Origin of the sequence: Pseudomonas sp. FSL R10-0399 (assembly GCF_009600165.1) — a bacterium.
GTDB classification, from domain to species: domain Bacteria; phylum Pseudomonadota; class Gammaproteobacteria; order Pseudomonadales; family Pseudomonadaceae; genus Aquipseudomonas; species Aquipseudomonas helleri.
Window position 1 is genome coordinate 14,339 of sequence record NZ_WIWK01000036.1, and the last position, 20,059, is coordinate 34,397.

The 20,059-nt window shown below is 58.2% G+C and carries 20 protein-coding genes; 6 read left to right on the forward strand and 14 right to left on the reverse strand.

Features of this window, described 5'->3' with window-relative positions; genetic code table 11:
• Positions 1–375: 375 nt before the first annotated feature.
• Both GHO41_RS12865 and GHO41_RS12870 read left to right on the forward strand, forming a co-directional pair.
• On the forward strand, positions 376–726 hold the full coding sequence (locus tag GHO41_RS12865; protein ID WP_048368616.1) for a helix-turn-helix transcriptional regulator: 351 nt from the start codon (positions 376–378) through the stop codon (positions 724–726).
• The gene (locus GHO41_RS12870) at positions 723–1,091 is read left to right on the forward strand and encodes a hypothetical protein (protein WP_048368615.1); all 369 of its coding nucleotides are present in this window, start codon (positions 723–725) and stop codon (positions 1,089–1,091) included. The genes GHO41_RS12865 and GHO41_RS12870 overlap by 4 nt, the downstream gene beginning before the upstream one ends.
• A 117-nt stretch (positions 1,092–1,208) precedes the next feature.
• On the opposite strand, the gene GHO41_RS12875 is transcribed toward GHO41_RS12870, so the two are convergent.
• Positions 1,209–3,290, reverse strand: a complete 2,082-nt coding sequence (locus GHO41_RS12875) for a carboxy terminal-processing peptidase (protein WP_173430632.1) — start codon at positions 3,288–3,290, stop codon at positions 1,209–1,211.
• Positions 3,291–3,428: 138 nt separating this feature from the next.
• Here GHO41_RS12875 and GHO41_RS12880 point away from each other — a divergent pair, with 138 nt between their 5' ends.
• Entirely contained in the window at positions 3,429–4,391 is a 963-nt protein-coding gene (locus GHO41_RS12880) for a zinc-binding dehydrogenase (RefSeq protein ID WP_282363854.1), read from the forward strand.
• A gap of 94 nt (positions 4,392–4,485) precedes the next feature.
• On the opposite strand, the gene GHO41_RS12885 is transcribed toward GHO41_RS12880, so the two are convergent.
• The 6 genes from GHO41_RS12885 to GHO41_RS12910 form a co-directional block, all read right to left on the reverse strand.
• On the reverse strand, positions 4,486–5,139 hold the full coding sequence (locus GHO41_RS12885) for an HAD family phosphatase (RefSeq protein ID WP_153433766.1): 654 nt from the start codon (positions 5,137–5,139) through the stop codon (positions 4,486–4,488).
• Positions 5,140–5,173: 34 nt separating this feature from the next.
• The gene (locus GHO41_RS12890; RefSeq protein WP_153433767.1) at positions 5,174–6,163 is read right to left on the reverse strand and encodes an ABC transporter ATP-binding protein; all 990 of its coding nucleotides are present in this window, start codon (positions 6,161–6,163) and stop codon (positions 5,174–5,176) included.
• Positions 6,160–6,960 carry an ABC transporter permease gene (locus tag GHO41_RS12895; RefSeq protein WP_048391212.1) on the reverse strand — a complete coding sequence of 267 codons (801 nt, stop codon included), beginning with the start codon at positions 6,958–6,960 and terminating at the stop codon, positions 6,160–6,162. Before GHO41_RS12895 ends, GHO41_RS12890 begins: the two co-directional genes overlap by 4 nt.
• Positions 6,947–7,783, reverse strand: a complete 837-nt coding sequence (locus tag GHO41_RS12900) for an ABC transporter permease subunit (RefSeq protein WP_048368609.1) — start codon at positions 7,781–7,783, stop codon at positions 6,947–6,949. Before GHO41_RS12900 ends, GHO41_RS12895 begins: the two co-directional genes overlap by 14 nt.
• The gene (locus tag GHO41_RS12905) at positions 7,780–8,595 is read right to left on the reverse strand and encodes an alkaline phosphatase family protein (protein WP_153433768.1); all 816 of its coding nucleotides are present in this window, start codon (positions 8,593–8,595) and stop codon (positions 7,780–7,782) included. The genes GHO41_RS12900 and GHO41_RS12905 overlap by 4 nt, the downstream gene beginning before the upstream one ends.
• Before the next feature lie 117 nt (positions 8,596–8,712).
• Positions 8,713–9,780, reverse strand: a complete 1,068-nt coding sequence (locus GHO41_RS12910; protein WP_048368607.1) for an ABC transporter substrate-binding protein — start codon at positions 9,778–9,780, stop codon at positions 8,713–8,715.
• A gap of 334 nt (positions 9,781–10,114) precedes the next feature.
• Between GHO41_RS12910 and phnR the strand changes: the two genes are divergently transcribed.
• The gene (gene phnR / locus GHO41_RS12915; protein WP_153433769.1) at positions 10,115–10,834 is read left to right on the forward strand and encodes a phosphonate utilization transcriptional regulator PhnR; all 720 of its coding nucleotides are present in this window, start codon (positions 10,115–10,117) and stop codon (positions 10,832–10,834) included.
• A 74-nt stretch (positions 10,835–10,908) separates the two neighbouring features.
• Here phnR and GHO41_RS12920 read toward each other — a convergent pair whose 3' ends face one another.
• The 7 genes from GHO41_RS12920 to minC all read right to left on the reverse strand — a co-directional run bounded on the left by GHO41_RS12920 (position 10,909) and on the right by minC (position 17,742).
• Positions 10,909–13,068 (reverse strand): mechanosensitive ion channel family protein, encoded by a 2,160-nt coding sequence (locus tag GHO41_RS12920; protein WP_048368605.1) that lies wholly within the window; start codon positions 13,066–13,068, stop codon positions 10,909–10,911.
• Positions 13,069–13,174: 106 nt separating this feature from the next.
• Positions 13,175–13,351 carry a hypothetical protein gene (locus GHO41_RS29825; protein WP_164488139.1) on the reverse strand — a complete coding sequence of 59 codons (177 nt, stop codon included), beginning with the start codon at positions 13,349–13,351 and terminating at the stop codon, positions 13,175–13,177.
• Positions 13,352–13,553: 202 nt separating this feature from the next.
• Complete coding sequence (locus tag GHO41_RS12925) at positions 13,554–14,843, reverse strand: M18 family aminopeptidase (protein WP_123750373.1); 1,290 nt, start codon at positions 14,841–14,843, stop codon at positions 13,554–13,556.
• Between the two features lie 157 nt (positions 14,844–15,000).
• The gene (locus GHO41_RS12930) at positions 15,001–15,636 is read right to left on the reverse strand and encodes an RluA family pseudouridine synthase (RefSeq protein WP_048368603.1); all 636 of its coding nucleotides are present in this window, start codon (positions 15,634–15,636) and stop codon (positions 15,001–15,003) included.
• A 90-nt stretch (positions 15,637–15,726) separates the two neighbouring features.
• Positions 15,727–15,981, reverse strand: a complete 255-nt coding sequence (gene minE, locus GHO41_RS12935) for a cell division topological specificity factor MinE (protein ID WP_019410761.1) — start codon at positions 15,979–15,981, stop codon at positions 15,727–15,729.
• A 3-nt stretch (positions 15,982–15,984) separates the two neighbouring features.
• Complete coding sequence (minD, locus tag GHO41_RS12940; RefSeq protein WP_048368602.1) at positions 15,985–16,797, reverse strand: septum site-determining protein MinD; 813 nt, start codon at positions 16,795–16,797, stop codon at positions 15,985–15,987.
• 201 nt (positions 16,798–16,998) lie between these two features.
• The gene (minC, locus tag GHO41_RS12945; RefSeq protein ID WP_048368601.1) at positions 16,999–17,742 is read right to left on the reverse strand and encodes a septum site-determining protein MinC; all 744 of its coding nucleotides are present in this window, start codon (positions 17,740–17,742) and stop codon (positions 16,999–17,001) included.
• A 120-nt stretch (positions 17,743–17,862) separates the two neighbouring features.
• Between minC and GHO41_RS12950 the strand changes: the two genes are divergently transcribed.
• The gene (locus GHO41_RS12950) at positions 17,863–18,798 is read left to right on the forward strand and encodes a lipid A biosynthesis lauroyl acyltransferase (RefSeq protein WP_048368600.1); all 936 of its coding nucleotides are present in this window, start codon (positions 17,863–17,865) and stop codon (positions 18,796–18,798) included.
• Between the two features lie 24 nt (positions 18,799–18,822).
• Positions 18,823–19,971: a patatin-like phospholipase family protein gene (locus tag GHO41_RS12955; protein ID WP_153330533.1), complete on the forward strand. Its 1,149-nt coding sequence runs from the start codon at positions 18,823–18,825 to the stop codon at positions 19,969–19,971.
• Positions 19,972–20,059 lie beyond the last annotated feature (88 nt).

Here is a 20,059-nt window from a genome sequence, read left to right on the forward strand (position 1 = left end):
CGGGGCGTTGTTGTATCTGGGCCTGGCCCGTCTGTTTATTCCCCCGACCAGCGGTTATTTGTCGCATCTGTTCTGGTGGCTAGTAGTTGCTGACCAGCAAGTCAATGAATTTATGGGTTTTTTTATGTGTGTAAAAAATGCCCGATCTAAGCGCAGCCCTTATAGAACGTGGCTTTCAGAGTGAAAAATCTGCTCTGTTCACAAGGTTATCCACAATTTGTGTGGATAACATTTCGCGTTTATCAGGCTTATTCCTGCGGCGAAGCTGAAGACGAGCAAGAAGATCAAAAACCCCAGAGACCTCAGCGGCTGTTAGGATTAAGCTTCTAAGGAAAATTCCGACTTGATCTGTCTAAAAATCTGACGGGGTTAGCAATGGATCTTCAAATCATCAAGCGCAATGGAGAACCCGAATATGCGGTTCTTTCGTGGCAGAGCTACCTGGCGCTACTCAAGGCTGCGGGTATCGACGCTCCGGTAGCGACAACACTCATCCCTGATACTGAACGACAGCCGCCTGAGCCTGTACAGGCGCTGCCAGGGCTCGATCAACTGCGTGGTCTGCGCGAGGGCAAGGGTTTGGCCCTGGAGGTGCTGGCACGCACGGTAGGCATTAGCCCGTCGTACCTGGGAATGATCGAAACCGGTGAACGTCTGCCGGATCTTGCCATTCGCCGCAGCCTGGCCTGGGAGCTGGGCGTTGCGGGCTGGAGGGAAGCCTCATGAACGTGCGCATCAGTCGTCAACACTGGGATGGGTTACTGGCTGAGCTTGATCAGGCGCGTCGACAGCGCCATTTAGTGACATACCGGGCATTGCTGGAGCGTTTGCAGTTGCCCAGCCCGGCCATGTTGACCCTCACCTCCGCGCTGGAGCATCTGGCGGCGATGGACGTGAAGGCCGAGCAGCCGCTACGCAGTTCGCTGGTGATTAGCCAAGGGGCGAGCCGTCTGCCCCGCACCGGTTTTTTTGAATGCGTGGGGCGCCTTGGGCGTTTTGCCGGGCCGCCGGATGGCGTCGCGGCAGCCTCCTGGCACGCCTCGGAAGTGGTTCGGGTGTTTGAACACAGTTACGAACACGAAGAAGCGTAAAGACAAAAAGGGCGGGCCGCATGATGCGGCCCGCCCTTTTTTTACACTAAAACCCTGTAGGAGCGAGCTTGCCTCGCGATCTTTTAAACGTGCAAAAGATCGCGAGACACGTGAAGGTTACTTCTTCGCTGCCTGTGGGTTGAGCTTGAGGTAGTCCAGCAGGACGCGCCCGGTTTCACTCAGGTAAGCGTCGTCTTCTGGCTTGGTCTTTTCAGGCTCCACCGGCAAGGCGTCTTCGTCTTCTTTCTTCATTTCCTTGAGCGGTGCTTCGCCTTTGGCCTTGCGGCGGGCGTTTTCCATCACCAACTGCTGGGCATCGATATCGGCGTGTTGTGCGCGACGGTCGGCCTCGTTCAGGCTCACGGTTTTCTCGGCCATCAGTTTGTCGGCCAGGGCCAGCTTGTCGCGGATAAAGATGAACTCGGCATCTTTAGCCACACGCGCATCGTGATCCGCTTTCAGTTGCGCAATGAACGGCTTGAACGGGTCAGCCGCAGGCTTGATCGCAGGGCGGATGGTGTCCCACGGCATGGCCTCAGGCAGTGCACTTTCACCGATTTCCTTGGTATCGATAATCGACGGGAAGGCGACGTCAGGCAGTACGCCCTGATGCTGGGTGCTCTGCCCGGAAACCCGGTAGAACTTGGCCAGTGTCAGTTTCAGTTCGCCGTGGTTCAGCGGCTGAATGGTTTGCACCGTGCCCTTGCCGAACGTTTGGCCGCCGATAATCAGCGCGCGATGGTAGTCCTGCATGGCCCCGGCAAAAATCTCCGACGCCGATGCCGACAAGCGATTGACCAGCAACGCCATCGGGCCTTTGTAGAACGCGCCAGGGTTTTCGTCTTCGAGTACGTCGACTTTACCGTCAGCGTTACGTACCAGAACCGTCGGGCCCTTGTCGATGAACAGGCTGGTCAGCTCGGTCGCTTCCTGCAACGAACCGCCACCGTTGTTGCGCAGGTCGATAATCACGCCATCGACTTTTTCATTCTGCAACTCGGTCAGCAGTTTTTTAACGTCGCGGGTCGTGCTCTTGTAGTTCGGGTCACCGGCACGGTAGGCCTTGAAGTCCAGGTAGAACGCCGGGATTTCGATCACGCCCAGTTTGTAATCTTTGCCATCCTGCTTGAGGTTGAGGATCGACTTTTTCGCCGCCTGCTCTTCAAGCTTCACCGCTTCACGGGTGATGGAGACAATCTTGCTGGTCTGGTCGTTAGGCGCATTGCTCGCCGGAATCACTTCCAGGCGCACCACAGAGCCTTTAGGGCCACGAATCAACTTGACCACTTCGTCCAGGCGCCAGCCGATCACGTCGACCATCTCTTTGTCGCCCTGGGCAACGCCGATGATCTTGTCAGCCGGAGCGACTTGCTTGGTCTTGTCGGCGGGGCCCGCCGGCACCAGGCGCACGATCTTCACCTGGTCGTTATCGCTCTGCAACACGGCGCCGATGCCTTCCAGCGACAGGCTCATGTTGATGTCGAAGTTTTCCGCGTTATCTGGCGACAGATAATTGGTGTGCGGGTCATAAGACATGGCGAAGGTGTTGATATACGCCTGGAAGATGTCTTCGCTGCGGGTCTGATCAAGACGGCTCAACTGGTTCTTGTAGCGCTTGGTCAGCAGTTCCTGAATTTTCGACGGCTCTTTGCCAGCGATTTTCAGGCGCAGGACTTCGTCCTTGAGACGTTTGCGCCACAGATCATTGAGTTCGGCTTCAGTCTTGAGCCACGGAGCGTCCTTGCGGTCGATCTGCAGGGTCTCTTTGGTGTTGAAGTCGAACGAGTCCACGCCTTTGTTCAGTTCGCCCAGGGCGAAGTCCAGACGCGACTTGACGCGATCCAGGTAGCGCTTGTAGATGGTGAAGCCGGGATTGAGATCGCCGCTCTTGAGGAAGTCGTCAAACTGGAATTTCCATTTGTCGAATTCGGCGATATCACTGGCCAGAAAGTAACTGCGCGAAGGATCGAGCAGCTTCAGGTAGCTGTCATAGATGATCGCGGAACGTGCGTCATCCAGTGGCGGCTTGCTGTAATGATGGCGTTTGAGCAGCTCAACAACGTTAAGACTGGCAATTACCTCATCACGATCGGGCTGAAGGTTATCCCAACTGTTAGCGGCGAACGTAGTGGCCGAAAACGGCAAAACGCCTAAGCCAATGAAGAGTGCGAGAGCGGTGCTAGGGAATAAATGCTTCATGCTGAGTCGACGCGGGGGCAATTGATAACGCATATTAGGCCGTCTTTGAAGTCGCCGGTTCCCTAAGAACCGGCCGCATAATGCAAGAAGCCCGATGCAGCAGCACCGGGCTCAGTCCAGACTCACTATGGAGGCACTGTGAAAGCATTGCAAGGCGTTGAGGGACAAGTGAAGTGGGTTGAAGAACCAAGCCCACGTTGTGATGTAGGACAAATTCGAATTCGTGTGGCGGCAGCGGGCCTTAATCGCGCCGATCTTTTGCAAAGCCAGGGGTTGTATCCGCCACCGCCTGGCGCCAGCCAGATGCTGGGGCTGGAGTGCTCGGGCGTGGTCAGCGAGGTCGGGCCAGGGTCTTCCTGGCAAGTCGGAGACCGCGTGTGCGCGCTGTTGGCGGGCGGTGGCATGGCGCAAGAGGTTGTCGTTGATGGGCGCCATGCCTTGCCGGTGCCCGAAGGGTTGTCGCTGATTGAGGCGGCCGCCCTGCCCGAGGTGTACAGCACTGCATGGCTTAATCTGTTCCAATTGGCGGCCCTGAAGCCGGGCGAAAAAGTGTTGCTGCATGCCGGAGCAAGTGGAGTTGGTTCAGCCGCTATTCAGCTGTGCAAAGCCTTTGGCAGCCCGTGCTGGGTGACGGTCGGTTCGGCCGAGCGTCTGGCCTATTGCGAGGCCCTGGGTGCCCAGGGCGGCGCAGTGCGCACCGAAGGGCTGGACAGCCTCAAGGCGCTGGGGCCGTTTGATGTGGTACTCGACCCGGTGGGCGCCAACTATGTTGAGTCCAACCTCAAGTTGTTGGCACTGGACGGGCGTTGGGTTTTGATTGGCTTGATGGGTGGACGCAAGGCCGAGCTGGATCTGGCCTTGGTGTTGGGCAAGCGCATCCAGTTGCTGGGTTCGACATTGCGCAGCCGCGGCGACCAGTTCAAGGCGGATTTGTTGAGTGATCTCAATCAGCAAGTGTGGCCGTTGTTTGCCGAAGGCCGCTTGAGCCCGCAGTTGGCCAAAACCTTCCCGATTGAAGAGGCCCAGGCGGCGTTTGCCGAATTGGCCAGCAATCAGGTGTCGGGCAAGCTGGTGCTGGTGATCGACGCGGACTTGGTTTAAGTCATATACGCAATCTGTAGGAGCGAGCTTGCCTCGCGATCTTTTAAAAAGATCAAAAGATCGCGAGGCAAGCTCGCTCCTACAGTTAGCCTATTTACTTCCAGTGATGAATCGGCCAGCCGGCCTTTTCAGCGTGTTCACGCAAGACCGGGTCGGGGTTGACCGCATGCGGGTGATCCACTTTGAGCAGCAACGGCAAGTCGTTGCGTGAGTCGGAATAAAAACTCGCGCCCGCAAGGTTTTCTTCTTGCTCGTCCAGCCATTCCAGCAGGCGCGTGATCTTGCCATCACGGTAGGTCAGGGTGCCCACGGTGTTGCCGGTGTACATGCAGTGCACAACTTCCAGTTCAATACCCAGCACTTCATCAATGCCCAGGCGCTCGGCAATCGGTTTGACCAAGTGCACACCAGACGCCGAAATAATCAAAATGCGATCGCCGGCCTTGCGGTGAGCGGCCACGGTTTTGGTCGCGTCACTGAAAATGATCGGCTCGATAAAGTCTTCAACCCACGGGCCGACCAAATGCTCGATTTCTTCAGGGGTCCGTCCGATCAAGGGCTCCAGGCTGAAGGCCATGTAATCTTCCATCTTCAACTCGCCTTGGCTGTAGGCGTGCATCAGTTCGTTATTGCGCTTTAAAAACGCCTGCGGATCGACCCAGCCGAGGCGGCCCATTTGCTCGCTCCACAAGGTGGCGCAGTCGCCGTGAATCAACGTTTCATCCAGGTCAAAAATTGCCAGGGCCATCAGTGCAACTCCCTTTTCATGGTGCTCAAAAGCATCAGGCTACCTCACATAAGGCGCTGGAATCGATGGTCAACGCCACGCGCTGACCATCCGCGTACAGGTCGGCTGCAGAACGGTTGAGCACGTCCACGATCAACTCCACGCCACGGACCTCGACCCGATAGCGGATCACGTTGCCCAGCAGGCTGTGGTTGCGGATCAGTGTGTCGGCCTCGCCCTGCAGGCTCAAGCCCAGGGTTTCCGGGCGTATGGCGATGCGGCTAGTGACCGGGCGCTGCAATAAACGGCTGGCGGTGTCGGCGTCCAGCAGGTTGTAGTTGCCAATAAAACTCGCGGCAAACACGTCCACCGGGGCGACATAGAGGCTTTCGGCATTGCCGCTCTGGACGATCCGTCCCTTGTTCATCAGGAAGATGCGGTCACTCATGGTCAGCGCTTCTTCCTGGTCGTGGGTAACGAAGATCGTGGTCAGCCCCAGCTCGCGCTGGATCTGCCGGATCTGCTCGCGCAAATGCTTGCGGATACGGGCGTCCAGCGCTGACAGGGGCTCGTCCAGCAGCAACAGGCGCGGGCGCGTCACCAGTGAGCGGGCCAGCGCCACACGCTGGCATTGGCCGCCCGAGAGTTGGTGCGGGTAGCGCTTGGCAAAGTCATTGAGCTCGACCAGTTGCAGCACTTCAGCCACGCGTTTTTGGCTGTCATTGGCGTTGACCTTTTGCATGCGCAGGCCAAACGCGACGTTTTGCTCAACGGTCATGTTGGGGAACAGCGCGTAGCTTTGAAATACCATGCCAATCCCGCGTTTTTGCGGGTTGAGCGGCACGATGTCCTGGCCATCGAGGAGGATCTTTCCGTCATCCACCGGCGTCAGCCCGGCGATGCAGCGCAGCAGCGTTGACTTGCCGCAGCCCGACGGGCCGAGCAGGGTGACGAACTCGCCCTTGCTGATGGTGAAGTTGATGTCGCTGAAGACCGGCGTGCCGGAGTAGGTTTTTTGCAGGTGTTCGACGCTGACAAAACTCATTGGCTTTTGTCCTTGTTCAGGAAGGTGGCAACCCAAGTCAGCACCAGTACAAAAAGGAAGTACGAGATCACCAGCGCGCTGGTGAAATGGCCGCTGCTGTTACGCATGTTATTGAGGAACACCTGCAAGGTTTCGTAGCGGGTGCCGACCAGGATGTTGGCAAACACAAACTCGCCAAACAGGAACGAAAACGACAGCAGCAACGCCACCAGCAAGCCTTTACGCAAGTTCGGCAACACCACCAGAAACGCCGCCTGCCAGGTGCTGGCGCCGAGCAGTTGGGCAGCGTCCATCAAGTCGTGCAGGTTGATGGCTTGCAGGTTGTTGGTGATGGCCCGGTACATGAAGGGCAGGGCCACGGTGAAGTAGCAGCCGATCAGGATCCACGGCGTACCGACCATGGCCATTGGCCCCGAACCGTAGAGTTGCAGCAGGCCGACCGACGAGACCACCGGCGGCACCGCAAACGGCAGCAAAATGAGGATGTTCATCAGCGCGTCGAGTTTGGGGAAGTGGTAATGCACTACAAAAAGCAGCGGCAGAATCAACACCACCGACAGCACCAAAGACCCGAAGCAGATCAACAGCGAATGGCCGAATGCGGTCAAAAAGCGCGGATCGCTCCACAGTTGCAGGTACCACTTGAAGGTAAAGCCGCTGGGCAACACGGTGGCGGACCAACTGCTGGCAATCGAGTACACAAACGTGCCCAGCAGCGGCAACAACAAAATAATAAACAGCAGGTAAACCACCGTGCGGTGATAAACGCTGGCGGTTCCGGTTTCAGCGCGCGACATGGTAGCTCCTCTTTAACAGCCACTGATGCACCAGCGTCACCAGGGTCATCAACCCCACCAGAATCACCGCCAGCGCACTGGCCATGTTCGGGTCCAGGCTGATGTCACCCGAGACCATCGCGGCAATGCGGATAGGTAAAACGTTGAAGTTGCCGGTGGTCAGCGCATACACCGTGGCATAGGCGCCCAAGGCGTTGGCCAGCAGGATCACAAAGGTGCCCAGCAGTGCCGGTGTGAGGACCGGCAAGCCAATAAAACGCCAGAACTGCCAGCTGTTGGCGCCCAGCAATGACGCTGACTCGCGCCAGTCTTCACGCAGGGCATCAAAGGCCGGGTACAGCAGCAGGACACCCAGCGGGATCTGGAAGTAGGTGTACAAAATAATCAGGCCGGTTTTGGAGTAGAGGTTGAAGTCCTCGATGATCCCCGCCTGTTTCAGCATGATCGTGATACTGCCGTTAAACCCCAGCAGGATGATGAAGGCAAAGGCCAGCGGCACCCCGGAGAAGTTGCTGGTCATGTTGGCGAAGGCGTTAACGAAGTTGCGCAGCCTTGAGTCGACTTTATGCAGCGAGTAGCTGCCGAGCACGGCAATTACGATGCCGAACAGGCTGGACCAAAAGCTGATCTCCAGGCTGTGCTGGATGGCCTGTAAATAGAACTTCGAGGCGAAGATCTTGCTGAAGTTATCCAGGCCCCAGCCGGTGTCTTCTGATTGCAGGCTGTGTACCAGCACCCACACCAGCGGGGCAATCTGGAACACGATAAAGACAATTGCAAAGGGCGCGAGGCACAACAATGCCAGCCATTTACCACGGGTCATGGCGCGGGTCTCAATAAGGTCTGGCACAGCGGTTTGTCATGGGCGACGCCCAGCAATTGGCAAATCGTGCCGCACAGTTCGGTTTGTTTGGGGGTGGCCTGCGGGTCCAGGCTAAAGGCGTCGCCAAGTACAAACAGCGGCACTTCGCGTTCTTCGGGCAACAGGCCATTGTGCGAGCGGTCGTTGTTCATGCCGTGGTCGGCGGTCACCAGCACCTGGTAGCCCGCGTCCAGCCAGCCTTGCAGGTAATCGGCCAACACAATGTCGGCAGAGCGTGCGCTGTTACGGTATTGCGAGCTGTCGAGGCCGTGCTTGTGGCCGGCATCGTCGATGTTCATCGGGTGCACCAGCAAAAAGTCCGGCGCATGGCGCAGGCGCAGGCTTTCGGCATCGGCAAGCAAGTGGGAATCGGGATAGTGATCGTTCCAGTAAAAATGCCCGTGCTGGATGGGCAGATCGCTGTCTTCGGTGTGGCGGTCACGGGCCGCGATAAAAGGCGAGCGGTTATACAGTTCGCTGACCCAGTGGTAAGCCGCGGCGGCGGTGCTCAAACCTGCCTCGCGGGCGTAATGGAACACGCTGCGCTGATGAGACAGGCGCGAGACATTGTTATGCACAATGCCGCTTTCAATCGGCGGGACACCCGTGAGGATGCACTCATACAGAGGGCGTGACAGCGCTGGGAGTTCACAGGTGAGCTTGTACAGCGTGGCGCGTCCTGCGCTGACATAGGCCTGCAAATGCCCCATGGCATGGCGGGCAACGTCATGATTGAGTCCGTCGAGTACCACCAAAATGACCTTGTGTTTCATGTACTGCGACTCCGCAGGTAAAGCACAGAATGTGCAGGGGCGAGCGTGCCTCGCGATCTTTTAAACGCTCAAAAGATCGCGAGACGGGCTCGCTCCTACAGGGGTAGGTACAGCTCTTTACTGCATGTTGATAATGACTTCTTCCTGCCATTTCTGAGGCAGGGCCTTCGCGGTTTTTTCCCATGCGTCGGCGTCTTTGATCGGCGTCACGTTCTTGTACTGCTCGTTAGGCAGCAGCTTGGCCTTCACGTCGTCTGGCAGGGTCAGGTGTTCGGCGCGGATCGGGCGGGCGTTGCCACGCGCCAGATTGGTTTGGCCGGCATCACTGAAGATGTATTCGCGGGTCAGTTTGGCGGCGTTCGGGTGCTTGGCGTATTTGTTGATGATGGTGGTGTAACCCGAAATCACTGAGCCGTCCGACGGAATCAGCACCACGTAGTCATCCGGGTTGGCCATTTTGGCTTTGTAGCTCAGGCCATTGAAGTCCCAGACCACGCCCACTTCAACTTCACCTTTTTCCATGGTGGCGATGGTCGGGTTGGCCAGTGACAGGCGCCCTTGCTTGGCGATATCAGCAAACATCAACAGGGCTGGCTGAATGTTCTTTTCATCACCGTGGTTGGCAAAGGCTGCGGCCAGAACACCGTTGGAGGCTTGCGCGGCGGTGCTCACGTCACCGATCGAGACCTTGTATTTGCCAGATTTGAGGTCAGACCATTTGGTTGGCACTTCAGAGCCGTGCAGCAGCTTTTTATTGACGATAAACGCGATGGTGCCGGTGTAGGCCAATGCCCAGTTACCGTCTTTGTCCTTGGCCCAGGCCGGGATCTGTTCCCAGGTGGTGGGTTTGTAGGGCTGGGTCACGCCTTTGGCCACCGCGATAGGGCCGAAGGCTGCACCGACGTCACCAATATCAGCGCTGGCGTTGTCTTTTTCGGCGGCAAACTTGGCCACTTCCTGAGCCGAACTCATGTCGGTGTCGACATGCTTGAGGCCATACAGTTTGTTCAGGTCTTCCCACGTGCCTTTCCAGTTGGCCCAGTCATCGGGCATGCCGACACTGTTCACGGCGCCCTCTGCCTTGGCGGCAGTTTCAAGGGCTTTTAAATCGACATCGGCGGCCATGGCCGAGGTGCAAAGGGCGATGCTGGTGCCTAACAGTGATGCCAGAAAAAACTGTTTCATCTGAAGCTCCTGTGGGGGTGTTCACGCTGGTTTTTTTAGAGTTTTGCAGTGGGTTGGTCTAGGTCAGCAATACCTGAGCCAATTTAAGGGCGCTGCATGACACTTTAATGTCGGCATTGGTTGTGCAAGCACTTTTACAGGCCCGCCAAGTGCCGTGAGCTAAGCGTAGACCATGGTCAAGGCCCCGGCGGGTGTGGGCTTGAGGGTTAAAACAGGTGTCAGTGTCATCGAACAGTCATCTGCACTGCCTAGGCTGGCATCCTCAAGAGTTAAGTGTTTTGCAGGCCGAGCCTGCCCACATTTGGTGCTGGACTAGTCCAGATAGGTAACGTTGATGCGTGAAGGTGCACCCAAAGCGGTGACAGCCATTGGTCTGGCCCTGCAAGAGCAAATCGAACATGGCTTGCTGACCTGCGGCAGCCAATTGCCGGCTGAAAGAAAACTCAGCGAACTGTTCGCGACCACCCGCATCACGGTGCGTGAAGCGTTGTTGCAACTGGAAGCGCAAGGCGTGGTGTATCGCGAGGAGCGGCGCGGCTGGTTTATTTCGCCGCCGCGCCTGGCCTATAACTTGATGCAGCGCAGCCACTTTCACGCGATGGTCAGCGCCCAGGGACGAGTACCGACTACCGAGGTGATTTCGGCGCGCTTGCAGCCGGCCTCGGCCGCCGTGTGCGCACGTCTGCAGTTACCGGCGTTTTCCAGTGTGATCCAGATCTGCCGGGCGCGGTGCATTGATGGGCGTTTGGTGCTGTATGTCGAGCATTACCTGAACCCGCAATACTTCCCGCAGATTCTGGATTTTGACCTCACGCAGTCGATCACCGAGCTGTATGCGCGGCACTACGATTTGCATTACGGGCGGGTGCGTTTTGAGATCGTGCCGACCGCCTTGCCCGCCGAGGCGGCGGCAACGCTCAAGGTGTCGACGGGCAGCCCGGGGTTGAGGATCGAGCGCATCAACTACGACCAGCACGAGCGGCTGATCGACTGTGACATTGAGTATTGGCGACATGACGCGATCCACGTTGGTGTGGATGTGCTGGAGCGTTGAGTCTGAGCCTGCCTCGCGAACTTTTAAAGATCAAAAGATCGCGAGGCGAGCTCGCTCCTACAGGGATGAAGGGGTTATTCCTTTTGTAAGTTCCCGCTACCTGCTGTCACTACCTGCACGCTCAGGCGCGGTGTCGCGAGGTCAAGGCCGGCTTCATCCAGATGGCGCTTGAGCGACAGGTTGAACGCCCGTGACACTTCCCATTGCTTGATCGGCGCGGTTTTGAAGCGTGCGCGCAAAATTGCGCTGCCCGACTCGAAACTTTCGACCCCTTGAATCTCCAGCGGTGACCAGATGTTGCGGCGCTGCAGCGGGTCGGTGCGCATCTTTTGTCCCACCTCGCGCATCAGCTTGATGGCGTCGTCGATTTCCATGTTGTACGGGATCGCCACGCGGAAAATCGCGTAACCGAACTCGCGGGAATAGTTTTTGATGCTTTTGATTTCACTGAACGGAATGGTGTGCACGATGCCGTCAATGTCGCGCAGGCGCACGGTACGAATCGTCAGGCCTTCAACCGTGCCCAGGTGGCCGCCGACATCCACGTAATCATCGATGGCCAGCGAGTCTTCAATGATGATGAACAAGCCGGTAATCAGGTCGGCAACCAGCGACTGCGCACCAAAACCAATGGCCAGACCGATCACACCGGCACCGGCCAGCAGTGGCGTGACGTTCATGCCCATGTTCGCCAGTGCGACGATCAGCGCGATGATGAAAATGGCCGCAAACAGCACGTTGCGAATCAACGGCATCATGGTTTGCGCGCGGGCGTTGGCCAGGCCTTTGCGCGAGCGGGTCAGGGCGTGGTGGATGGCCGTATCGGCGAGAATCCAGATCAGCCAGGCAAACAGTAACGTCCCCGCCAGGCCGAACAGTTTGACGCTGATTTCATGGCCTTCACCCTCGGTGAAACCGATCAGCGAGAGGCCCCACACGCGCAACCCCAACTCGATGAACACCAGCCACACAATCAAGTGCGCCAGGGTGTAGACAAAGCTTTTGAGCCGTTCCGAATACAGCGCGTGGCGCTTGGGCCCGCGTTGTGGCTTTTGCGCATGGCGGCGTACCAGCCCGTTGATCACCATGCACAGCACCACCAGCACGGCGCAGATCAGCGACTGGCGCAGCGCGGTGCTGGTATCGCCCGCCGACAAGAAGGTGGCGAACAGTGAGATGCCCACCAGAATCAGCGCGGCGATGTACCAGTAAGTGCCGAGGGTCTCGATGCTGTCGCTCAGGGCGCGGCGGGTGAGGCGGCGTGACAGCGGCTGGTTACGGATAAGGTGAGCGATGGGGCGGCGGAAGCGGATGATAAACAGCCCGGTCGACAGCGCCGCCATCACGTTGGCAAACGTGGCCACGGTATGCGCCAGGTGCACGCCAAGTGAGGCGACCATGCGCGGGTCGCTGAGTGCCTCACCAAAGGCGGCAAAGCTGCCGATCCACCACAGCGGGCGGAACGCCTGATGCCGCAGAATATGCAGGGCGCGATGACGGTGCGGGCCATCGAGCAATGAAAACAAAATCACGCAGGTGGCCGAGAAGCAGGTGCCGATCACCAGGGCGTAGGCCAGCGCCATGGCCAGGTCTTTGCCCAGCGATGATGGCAAGGCGTAACTCATGTACACCGTGATCACCAGCGCCACCAGCCAAGGGCCGAGCTTGCGCAAGGCAAAGCGCAGCATGTCGACGGCTTTTGGGTGCTGCGGCAATTCTTCGCTCAGGCCAAAGCGCAAGCGCACGCGGTGGCTGACCCAAATCAGCAGTGAAGCCAGCAGGCTCCAGATCATGATGATCAGCGCAAAGGCAAAGATGATGGGCACCCATTCCTTGGCGGGCAGCATCAAGGCCACCAGTTCATCTTTGGCCTGGCCGATTTCTTCGCTCCAGCGCGAGGTGGGGCTGTCGTTGCCCGAGAACTGTTTTTCGAGGTCGGCGAGAGTGCTACCGATCAAACCCAGCACACCGATTTCAGCTTCGGGCTGGGCTTTTTTGGTGGCATCGCGAAGCTTTTTAAGGTCCGCCAGCAACTTGCTGCGTTGCTGGTCGTTCTCAAGATTTTTGATCACCTCGTCCAGCGACTGGCCCAAAGGCTCGGTGGGTTGCGTTTGGGTTTTATCCGAACTGGGAAGCAGGCTGGTGATGCCCACAGCCTGGGCCGAGGCGAGCGGCAGCAAGGTCAGCAGACAAATCAGTAGCCAATAGGGCCGGGCAAAGAGACGAAGAAACACTAGGCGATCACCCTCGGAAAGTACGGATCGGACGAGTGTACGCTAGGCCCCGCGATCATTCATTTCTTGTCATACATAAAATAAGTGATCGCGGATGCGGTGCTATTTATTGATTCAGTTTGGCGAGAATTTTAAAAACGATGGTGCCGAAGATCAGCAACATGCCAAACCAGATCGACAGTACACCGGGTTTACTGTCGCGAAAGTTGAAGCCAATAGTGAGCAGCAACATACCAATCACAATGGGGATCAACATGGAATTAAAGGCGGATATTTCGAGCATGTTCTGGACCTGAAGAAGTTAATCACCCGAGTCTAGGTGGCTTTACGCAGAAGTGGGGTGATGTGTATCAAAAATGAATCGCCGTGCTTGTAACACAACAGGTGGGAGCGGGCTTGCTCGCGATGCAGGCGACGCGGTTTTCAAAAAAAACGCGCTGATTTCATCGCGAGCAAGCCCGCTCCCACCTGTTGAAGCTGGTGTTTTACGGGAGTTCGTTGCTGGCGTAGAACGCGCTCAATACTTTGACCAGGTGCGCCAGGTCGTGGCTACCGGCCAGTTCACGGATGGAGTGCATGGCGAAGGTCGGCAAGCCGATGTCTACCGTGCGCACACCCAGGTGGCTGGCGGTGATCGGGCCGATGGTTGAGCCACAGCCCATGTCGCTGCGCACCACAAAACTTTGCACCGGCACTTCAACCGCCATGCACAGATGACGGAAAAAACCCGCCGTTTCACTGTTGGTGGCGTAACGCTGGTTGCTGTTGACCTTGATCACCGGCCCGGCATTGAGTTTGGGGCCGTGGTTGGCGTCGTGCTTGTCGGCGTAGTTGGGGTGCACGCCGTGGGCGTTGTCGGCCGAGACCAGCAGCGATTTTTGTATGGTACGCACAAACTCGTCGCCTTCAGGCAGTACGCGCTGGAGGATCTGCTCCAGCATCGGGCCGTCCGCGCCGCACGCTGAACACGAGCCGACTTCTTCATGGTCATTGGCCACGAACAGGCAGGTTTCGTCGGTGTCGGTGTTCAACAGCGCTTGCAGGCCGGCGTAGCACGACAGCAGGTTGTCCAGGCGCGCACCGGCAATAAAATCACCGTTGAGGCCGATCACCGCAGCGCTTTGTGTGTCGTAGAAGCTCAGCTCATAGTCGAGCACCACGTCGGCGTTCAGGCCGTGTTCGCGGGCCAGCTGGTCGGTGAGCAGGGCGCGGAAATCTACGCGCTCATCGCCTGCAACCTGCGCCAGAATCGGTGGCAGTTCGGTCTGCGGGTTAATCGCCCAGCCTTCGTTGGCCGTGCGATTGAGGTGAATCGCCAGATTGGGGATGGTCGCAATCGGCGCGCGGAAGTCGATCAACTGGCTCTCGACCTTGCCGTCACGGCGGAATGTCACGCGCCCGGCCAGCGACAGGTCGCGGTCAAACCAGGGGGCCAGCAACGCGCCGCCGTAGACTTCCACGCCCAATTGCCAAAAACCCTGGCGTTGCAGCTCAGGCTGAGGCTTGACCCGCAGGCAGGGGCTGTCTGTGTGAGCGCCGACCATGCGGATGCCACCTTGCAGGGGCGAGTGACGGCCCAGCTTGAAAGCGACGATGGAGGAGTCATTACGGGTGACGTAATAGCGGCCGTTGGCTTCGGTGTACCACGTCTCGCGCTCGTCGAGGCGCTGGTAACCGGCGGCTTCCAGGCGTTGAACAAGGCTGGCGGTGGCATGGAACGGGGTAGGGGAGGCCTTGAGAAAGTCGATCAGGCCTTGGTTCAACTCTTCGCGCATAAGTTACTCCAGACAGCAAGGCCGCGAGTTTAGCGCATTGATCACAAAATTTGACCAGCAAAAACGTGCAAACCCTTTGTAGGAGCGAGCTTGCCTCGCGATCTTTTAAAGATCAAAAGATCGCGAGGCAAGCTCGCTCCTACAGGGCGTGAAGCTGTTAAAACGGTGCGGGGCACTCGAAGCGCAGGCGTTCGCCGGTCTGCGGGTGGGTGAAGCTGAGCATGCTGGCGTGCAGGCACAAACGCGGATAGGCCGCCAATGCCTGCGGGTGCGCGTACAGGCCATCGCCCAGCAGCGGGTGGCCAATGGACAACATGTGCACGCGCAACTGATGCGAACGCCCGGTAATCGGCGTCAGTTCAACCCGGCAATAATCGCCGCAACGCTCCAGGACTTTCCAGAAGGTCAACGCGTTCTTGCCAAACTCGTGGTCGACCACGTGGCGCGGCTTGGTCGGCGGGTCGTAACGCAGGGGCAGGTCGATGCTGCCACTGTCCAGCTCCGGTTGGCCCCAGGCCAGCGCGGTGTAGGCCTTTTCAGTTTCCCGGTCGTGAAACTGACGCGACAATTCGCGGTGCGTGTCGGCATCGCGGGCCAGCAGAATGATCCCCGAGGTTTCCCAGTCCAGGCGGTGCACGATGCGGGCTTCGGGGTAGCCGTTTTCTTGCAGGCGGGTGATCAGGCAGTCTTTGTTGTCTTCGGCGCGGCCCGGCACCGACAGCAGCAAGGTCGGCTTGTTGACCACCAGAACGCCTGCGTCCTGATGGATGATGTGAATATTCGACAACGGCATTAAAACAGCCTCTTAACAAACGCCAACGGCGGCTTGGAGATCCCCCTGTGCAGAGAAACCTCCAAGCCGCCGTGGTATCAGCCGGATCGATTAACGGTCTGGCAGGGTGATGTTGAGTTCCAGAATCGAGCAGCTACCCTCGTTTTCAAGGGCGATCTGTACTTGATCATCGCCGATGTTGACGTATTTGCGGATCACCTCGACCAGCTCTTTTTGCAGGGCTGGCAGGTAGTCCGGGGTACTGCGTTGGCCGCGTTCGTGCGCCACGATGATCTGTAGACGCTCTTTCGCGACCGACGCGGTGGTTGGCGTTTTGCGGGTACGAAAGAAGTCAAAAATGTTCATTGTTTAATTGCCTCCAAACAGGCGCTCGAAGAATCCCTTCTTCTGTACATCGAGGAACCGATGCTCCACGGTTTTGCCCAGCAAACGATCAACCGCATCGCTGTAGGCCTGACCGGCGTCACTTTGGTCATCAAGGATCACCGGCACGCCCTGGTTGGATGCCTTGAGCACCGCCTGGGATTCCGGGATCACACCCAGCAGCGTAACCGCCAGGATTTCCTTGACGTCTTCAACGCCGAGCATTTCACCCTTGCTGACGCGATCCGCGTTGTAGCGGGTCAGCAGCAGGTGTTCCTTGATCGGGTCTTCGCCCAGTTCGGCGCGGCGCGATTTGCTGGCCAGCAGGCCCAACATGCGGTCCGAGTCACGCACCGAAGACACTTCCGGGTTGGTCACGACAATCGCTTCATCCGCGAAGTACATGGCCAGGTGGGCGCCAGTTTCGATGCCCGCCGGAGAGTCGCAGACCACGTATTCGAAGGTCTCTTTGAGTTCCATCAGAACTTTTTCGACGCCTTCTTTGGTCAGGGCGTCTTTGTCACGGGTCTGGCTGGCAGCCAGCACGTACAGGTTTTCCAGACGTTTGTCTTTGATCAGCGCCTGTTGCAGGTTGGCTTCGCCGTTAACCACGTTAACGAAGTCATACACCACGCGACGCTCGCACCCCATGATCAGGTCGAGGTTACGCAGGCCAACGTCGAAGTCGACGATGACGGTTTTGTGCCCGCGCAGTGCCAGGCCCGTACCGATAGCGGCGCTGGTGGTGGTCTTACCCACACCACCCTTGCCGGATGTAACCACTAGAATCTTGGCCAAGGTGCTTCACCCCTAAGGAAAAAGGACTTTTTAGTCCCTGAATAACATCTCTAAATAAACGACAACAGGTGAACAGTCTTGGTGGACATCCCCCAAGCCAGGCCTACACAACGTAAACACTGGCTGATTGCTGACTTCCTACAAAGACTAGTCTGTTTTCTCTACGTAATTGAGATGGTTGGAAAATGGCGTGAGTATCCGTTAAAGACGGGTGATGTTCAACATGTCACTTGACAGACTGATTTGAACCCCGGCGCCCCACAAAGGATCGCGTCGCAGGTCTTCGGACACTTTGTACATTCCGGCAATGGACACCAGTTCGGCGCTCAGTTGCTGGCAAAAAATTCGCGCTCGGGTGTTGCCTTTGTATCCGGCAAGCGCTCGGCCACGCATAGGGCCGTACACATGGATGTTGCCATCGGCCATAAGTTCCGCACCGGGGCTGACCGAGGCGATGACCACCAGGTCGCAACCCTCGGCGTATACCGTTTGGCCACCACGTACTGGCGTGGTGATGATGCGGGTCGGCTTGATGGCCGGCTCGGGCGGTTTTTCGGGCTTTTTCGGCGCGATGATTACTTCAACCGGGGGCTCAATCGGCCGCTCACGTGCACCGGACGGCGGCAAGACTGGCAGGTCGATGGCGATGGCCGCGGCAATGTCTTCGATGCGGCTGGCGCGAATGGCCAGGGTGCGCAGGCCATGTTGGCGACACACGCGCATCAGCCCGGGCAAGTCGACGGCACCGGCACCGACGGGCAGCTTGTCGAGCGCCAGCACCAGCGGGGTGTTACTGAAAAAATTGGGCGCCTGGGCAACTTTGGCGGCCAGTTGGCGATCAAGGGCTTCAAGGTTGTTTTGGGCCAGTTCCAGCACCGTAATGGCGAGCATACTGCCCTTAAGCTGAAACACGGGGGCTTGGTCTTGCGATTCGGTTTGGCTCATGGTCGGCTTAATGCGGCTTGTCACTTAAAGTGCAGAGACTTATAACGAGAACGCCCGCGAGCCGCAAGCCGGGTCTAACGATGTAGAATGCCCGGCCCTTGTGTCTGTCCGGAATCATTAATGGATCGCCCGCGTTTTCGAGCTGCTTTTTTTCATCCGCGTTTTTGGCTGCTGTGGTCAGGGCTGGGCGTGCTGTGGCTGGTGGTGCAACTGCCTTATAAGGTGCAACTGCGCATTGGTCGTTTTCTGGGGGCTTGCATGTTCCGGGTGGCCGGTGAGCGCCGGCGCATTGCTGCGCGCAACCTTGAACTGTGCTTCCCCGAAAAAAACGCCGCTGAGCGCGAGCGCCTGCTTAAGGAAAACTTCGCCTCAACCGGCATCGCCTTTTTTGAAATGGCCATGAGCTGGTGGTGGGCCAAGCCGCGCCTGGCCAAGTTGGCGCATGTCGAAGGGCTGGAGCACCTGCAGCAGGCCCAGCGTGAAGGCAAGGGCGTCATCTTGATGGCCTTTCACTTCACCACCCTGGAAATTGGCGCCGCCTTGCTCGGGCAGCAGCACACCATTGATGGCATGTACCGCGAACACAAAAACCCGTTGTTCGACTTTATCCAGCGCCGCGGCCGCGAGCGCCACAACCTGGACTCGCTGGCAGTGGAGCGCGATGACGTGCGCGGCATGCTCAAGTTGCTGCGCGCCGGGCGGGCGATCTGGTACGCACCCGACCAGGACTACGGCGCCAAGCAAAGCATTTTTGTGCCATTGTTTGGCATCGAGGCCGCCACAGTGACGGCCACCAGCAAGTTCGCCAAGCTGGGCAAAGCGCAGGTTGTACCCTTTACTCAACAACGACTGGCGGATGGCAGTGGTTATAAGTTGGTGATTCATCCGCCTTTAAGCGACTTTCCCGGAGAAAGCGATGAGGCCGACTGCCTGCGCATCAACCAATGGGTCGAGCGTGCGATACGCGAATGCCCAGAGCAGTACTTGTGGGCGCACCGCCGCTTCAAAACCCGGCCACCGGGCGAGCCAAAGCTGTACGACAAACGCCGCAAGTAACCCGCGCTGCAAAGGCGCTGAGGTATGAACGGCAGAGCGTCGGTGACCGGGTTGATTCTGTCGGGCGGCGGCGCCAGGGCGGCGTATCAAGTGGGGGTGCTGGCGGCCATTGCCGAGTTGTTACCTGCGGGTGCGCCCAACCCGTTTCCAGTGATTGTCGGCACCTCGGCCGGGGCGATCAACGCAGTCAGCCTGGCCAGTGGCGCGATGAACTTCACCCAGGCCGTCGAGCACTTGACGACCTTCTGGCAAAACTTTGAAAGCCATCGTGTGTTGCGCAGTGATTGGCCGGGGGTGATTCACCAGGCCAGTCGCTTTCTGGGCCACAGCTTGTTGGGCCTTGGCAGCCACGTGCCGGTGGCGCTGCTCAACAGTTCGCCGTTACGCGAATTGCTCAACGACAAAATCAACTTTGCCGGTATCGATCAGGCCATCGCTGCGCAGCACTTGCGCGCTGTGGCGCTCACGGCTTTTGGCTACTCCTCGGGCCAGGCCGTAACGTTTTATCAAAGTGAAGGTGCGATCGAAGGCTGGTTGCGTCATCGGCGCATTGGCCTGCCGACGGCGTTGACCGTCGAGCACTTGCTGGCCAGCTCGGCCATACCGCTGTTGTTTGCCCCGGTCAAAATTGGCGAAGAGTATTTTGGCGATGGCGCCGTGCGCCAGTCTGCACCCATCAGCCCGGCGCTGCATTTGGGCGCCAATCGCGTGCTGGTGGTCGGGGTCAGCGGCAACCCGCGCGGGCCGGATCGTCAGGGCGGGCAAGCGCGCCAGTACAACGCGCAGCATCCGACCTTGGCGCAAATTGGCGGGCACATGCTCAACAGCACTTTTATTGACAGCCTTGAGAGCGATATCGAACTGCTGGAGCGCCTGAACCACTTCAGCCGGTTGCTGCCAGGGCAGCCCGACAACCTCGGTTTAGCGCCGGTTGATGTGCTGGTTATCGCCCCCAGCCAGCCCATTGACGAAATAGCCGCCCGCCACCGCCACGAACTGCCCGCCGCGCTGCGCCTGTTTTTGCGCGGGCCGGGGGCAACCAAAACCAGCGGTGCAGGTGTGCTGAGTTATTTGTTGTTCGAGGCGGGCTATTGCAGCGAGTTAATTGAACTGGGGCGCAAGGATGCATTGGCCCAGCGTGCGGCGTTAGTGGGGTTTTTGGGTATTACGTAGCAGTTGACGAGCCTGGATGCGCTTTGGAAACGCAGTGCATGCCATTCCCCACCTCATGCGCCAGACGATTATCCGTGCTACTAAATTC

Coding starts and splice junctions, on each gene's coding strand:
- GHO41_RS12865 (WP_048368616.1), top strand. CDS start 376: ATGGATCTTCAAATCATCAAGCGCAATGGAGAACCCGAATATGCGGTT.
- GHO41_RS12870 (WP_048368615.1), top strand. CDS start 723: ATGAACGTGCGCATCAGTCGTCAACACTGGGATGGGTTACTGGCTGAG.
- GHO41_RS12875 (WP_173430632.1), bottom strand. CDS start 3,290: ATGAAGCATTTATTCCCTAGCACCGCTCTCGCACTCTTCATTGGCTTA.
- GHO41_RS12885 (WP_153433766.1), bottom strand. CDS start 5,139: ATGGCCCTGGCAATTTTTGACCTGGATGAAACGTTGATTCACGGCGAC.
- GHO41_RS12890 (WP_153433767.1), bottom strand. CDS start 6,163: ATGAGTTTTGTCAGCGTCGAACACCTGCAAAAAACCTACTCCGGCACG.
- GHO41_RS12895 (WP_048391212.1), bottom strand. CDS start 6,960: ATGTCGCGCGCTGAAACCGGAACCGCCAGCGTTTATCACCGCACGGTG.
- GHO41_RS12900 (WP_048368609.1), bottom strand. CDS start 7,783: ATGACCCGTGGTAAATGGCTGGCATTGTTGTGCCTCGCGCCCTTTGCA.
- GHO41_RS12905 (WP_153433768.1), bottom strand. CDS start 8,595: ATGAAACACAAGGTCATTTTGGTGGTACTCGACGGACTCAATCATGAC.
- GHO41_RS12910 (WP_048368607.1), bottom strand. CDS start 9,780: ATGAAACAGTTTTTTCTGGCATCACTGTTAGGCACCAGCATCGCCCTT.
- phnR (WP_153433769.1), top strand. CDS start 10,115: ATGCGTGAAGGTGCACCCAAAGCGGTGACAGCCATTGGTCTGGCCCTG.
- GHO41_RS29825 (WP_164488139.1), bottom strand. CDS start 13,351: ATGCTCGAAATATCCGCCTTTAATTCCATGTTGATCCCCATTGTGATT.
- GHO41_RS12925 (WP_123750373.1), bottom strand. CDS start 14,843: ATGCGCGAAGAGTTGAACCAAGGCCTGATCGACTTTCTCAAGGCCTCC.
- GHO41_RS12930 (WP_048368603.1), bottom strand. CDS start 15,636: ATGCCGTTGTCGAATATTCACATCATCCATCAGGACGCAGGCGTTCTG.
- minE (WP_019410761.1), bottom strand. CDS start 15,981: ATGAACATTTTTGACTTCTTTCGTACCCGCAAAACGCCAACCACCGCG.
- minC (WP_048368601.1), bottom strand. CDS start 17,742: ATGAGCCAAACCGAATCGCAAGACCAAGCCCCCGTGTTTCAGCTTAAG.
- GHO41_RS12950 (WP_048368600.1), top strand. CDS start 17,863: ATGGATCGCCCGCGTTTTCGAGCTGCTTTTTTTCATCCGCGTTTTTGG.
- GHO41_RS12955 (WP_153330533.1), top strand. CDS start 18,823: ATGAACGGCAGAGCGTCGGTGACCGGGTTGATTCTGTCGGGCGGCGGC.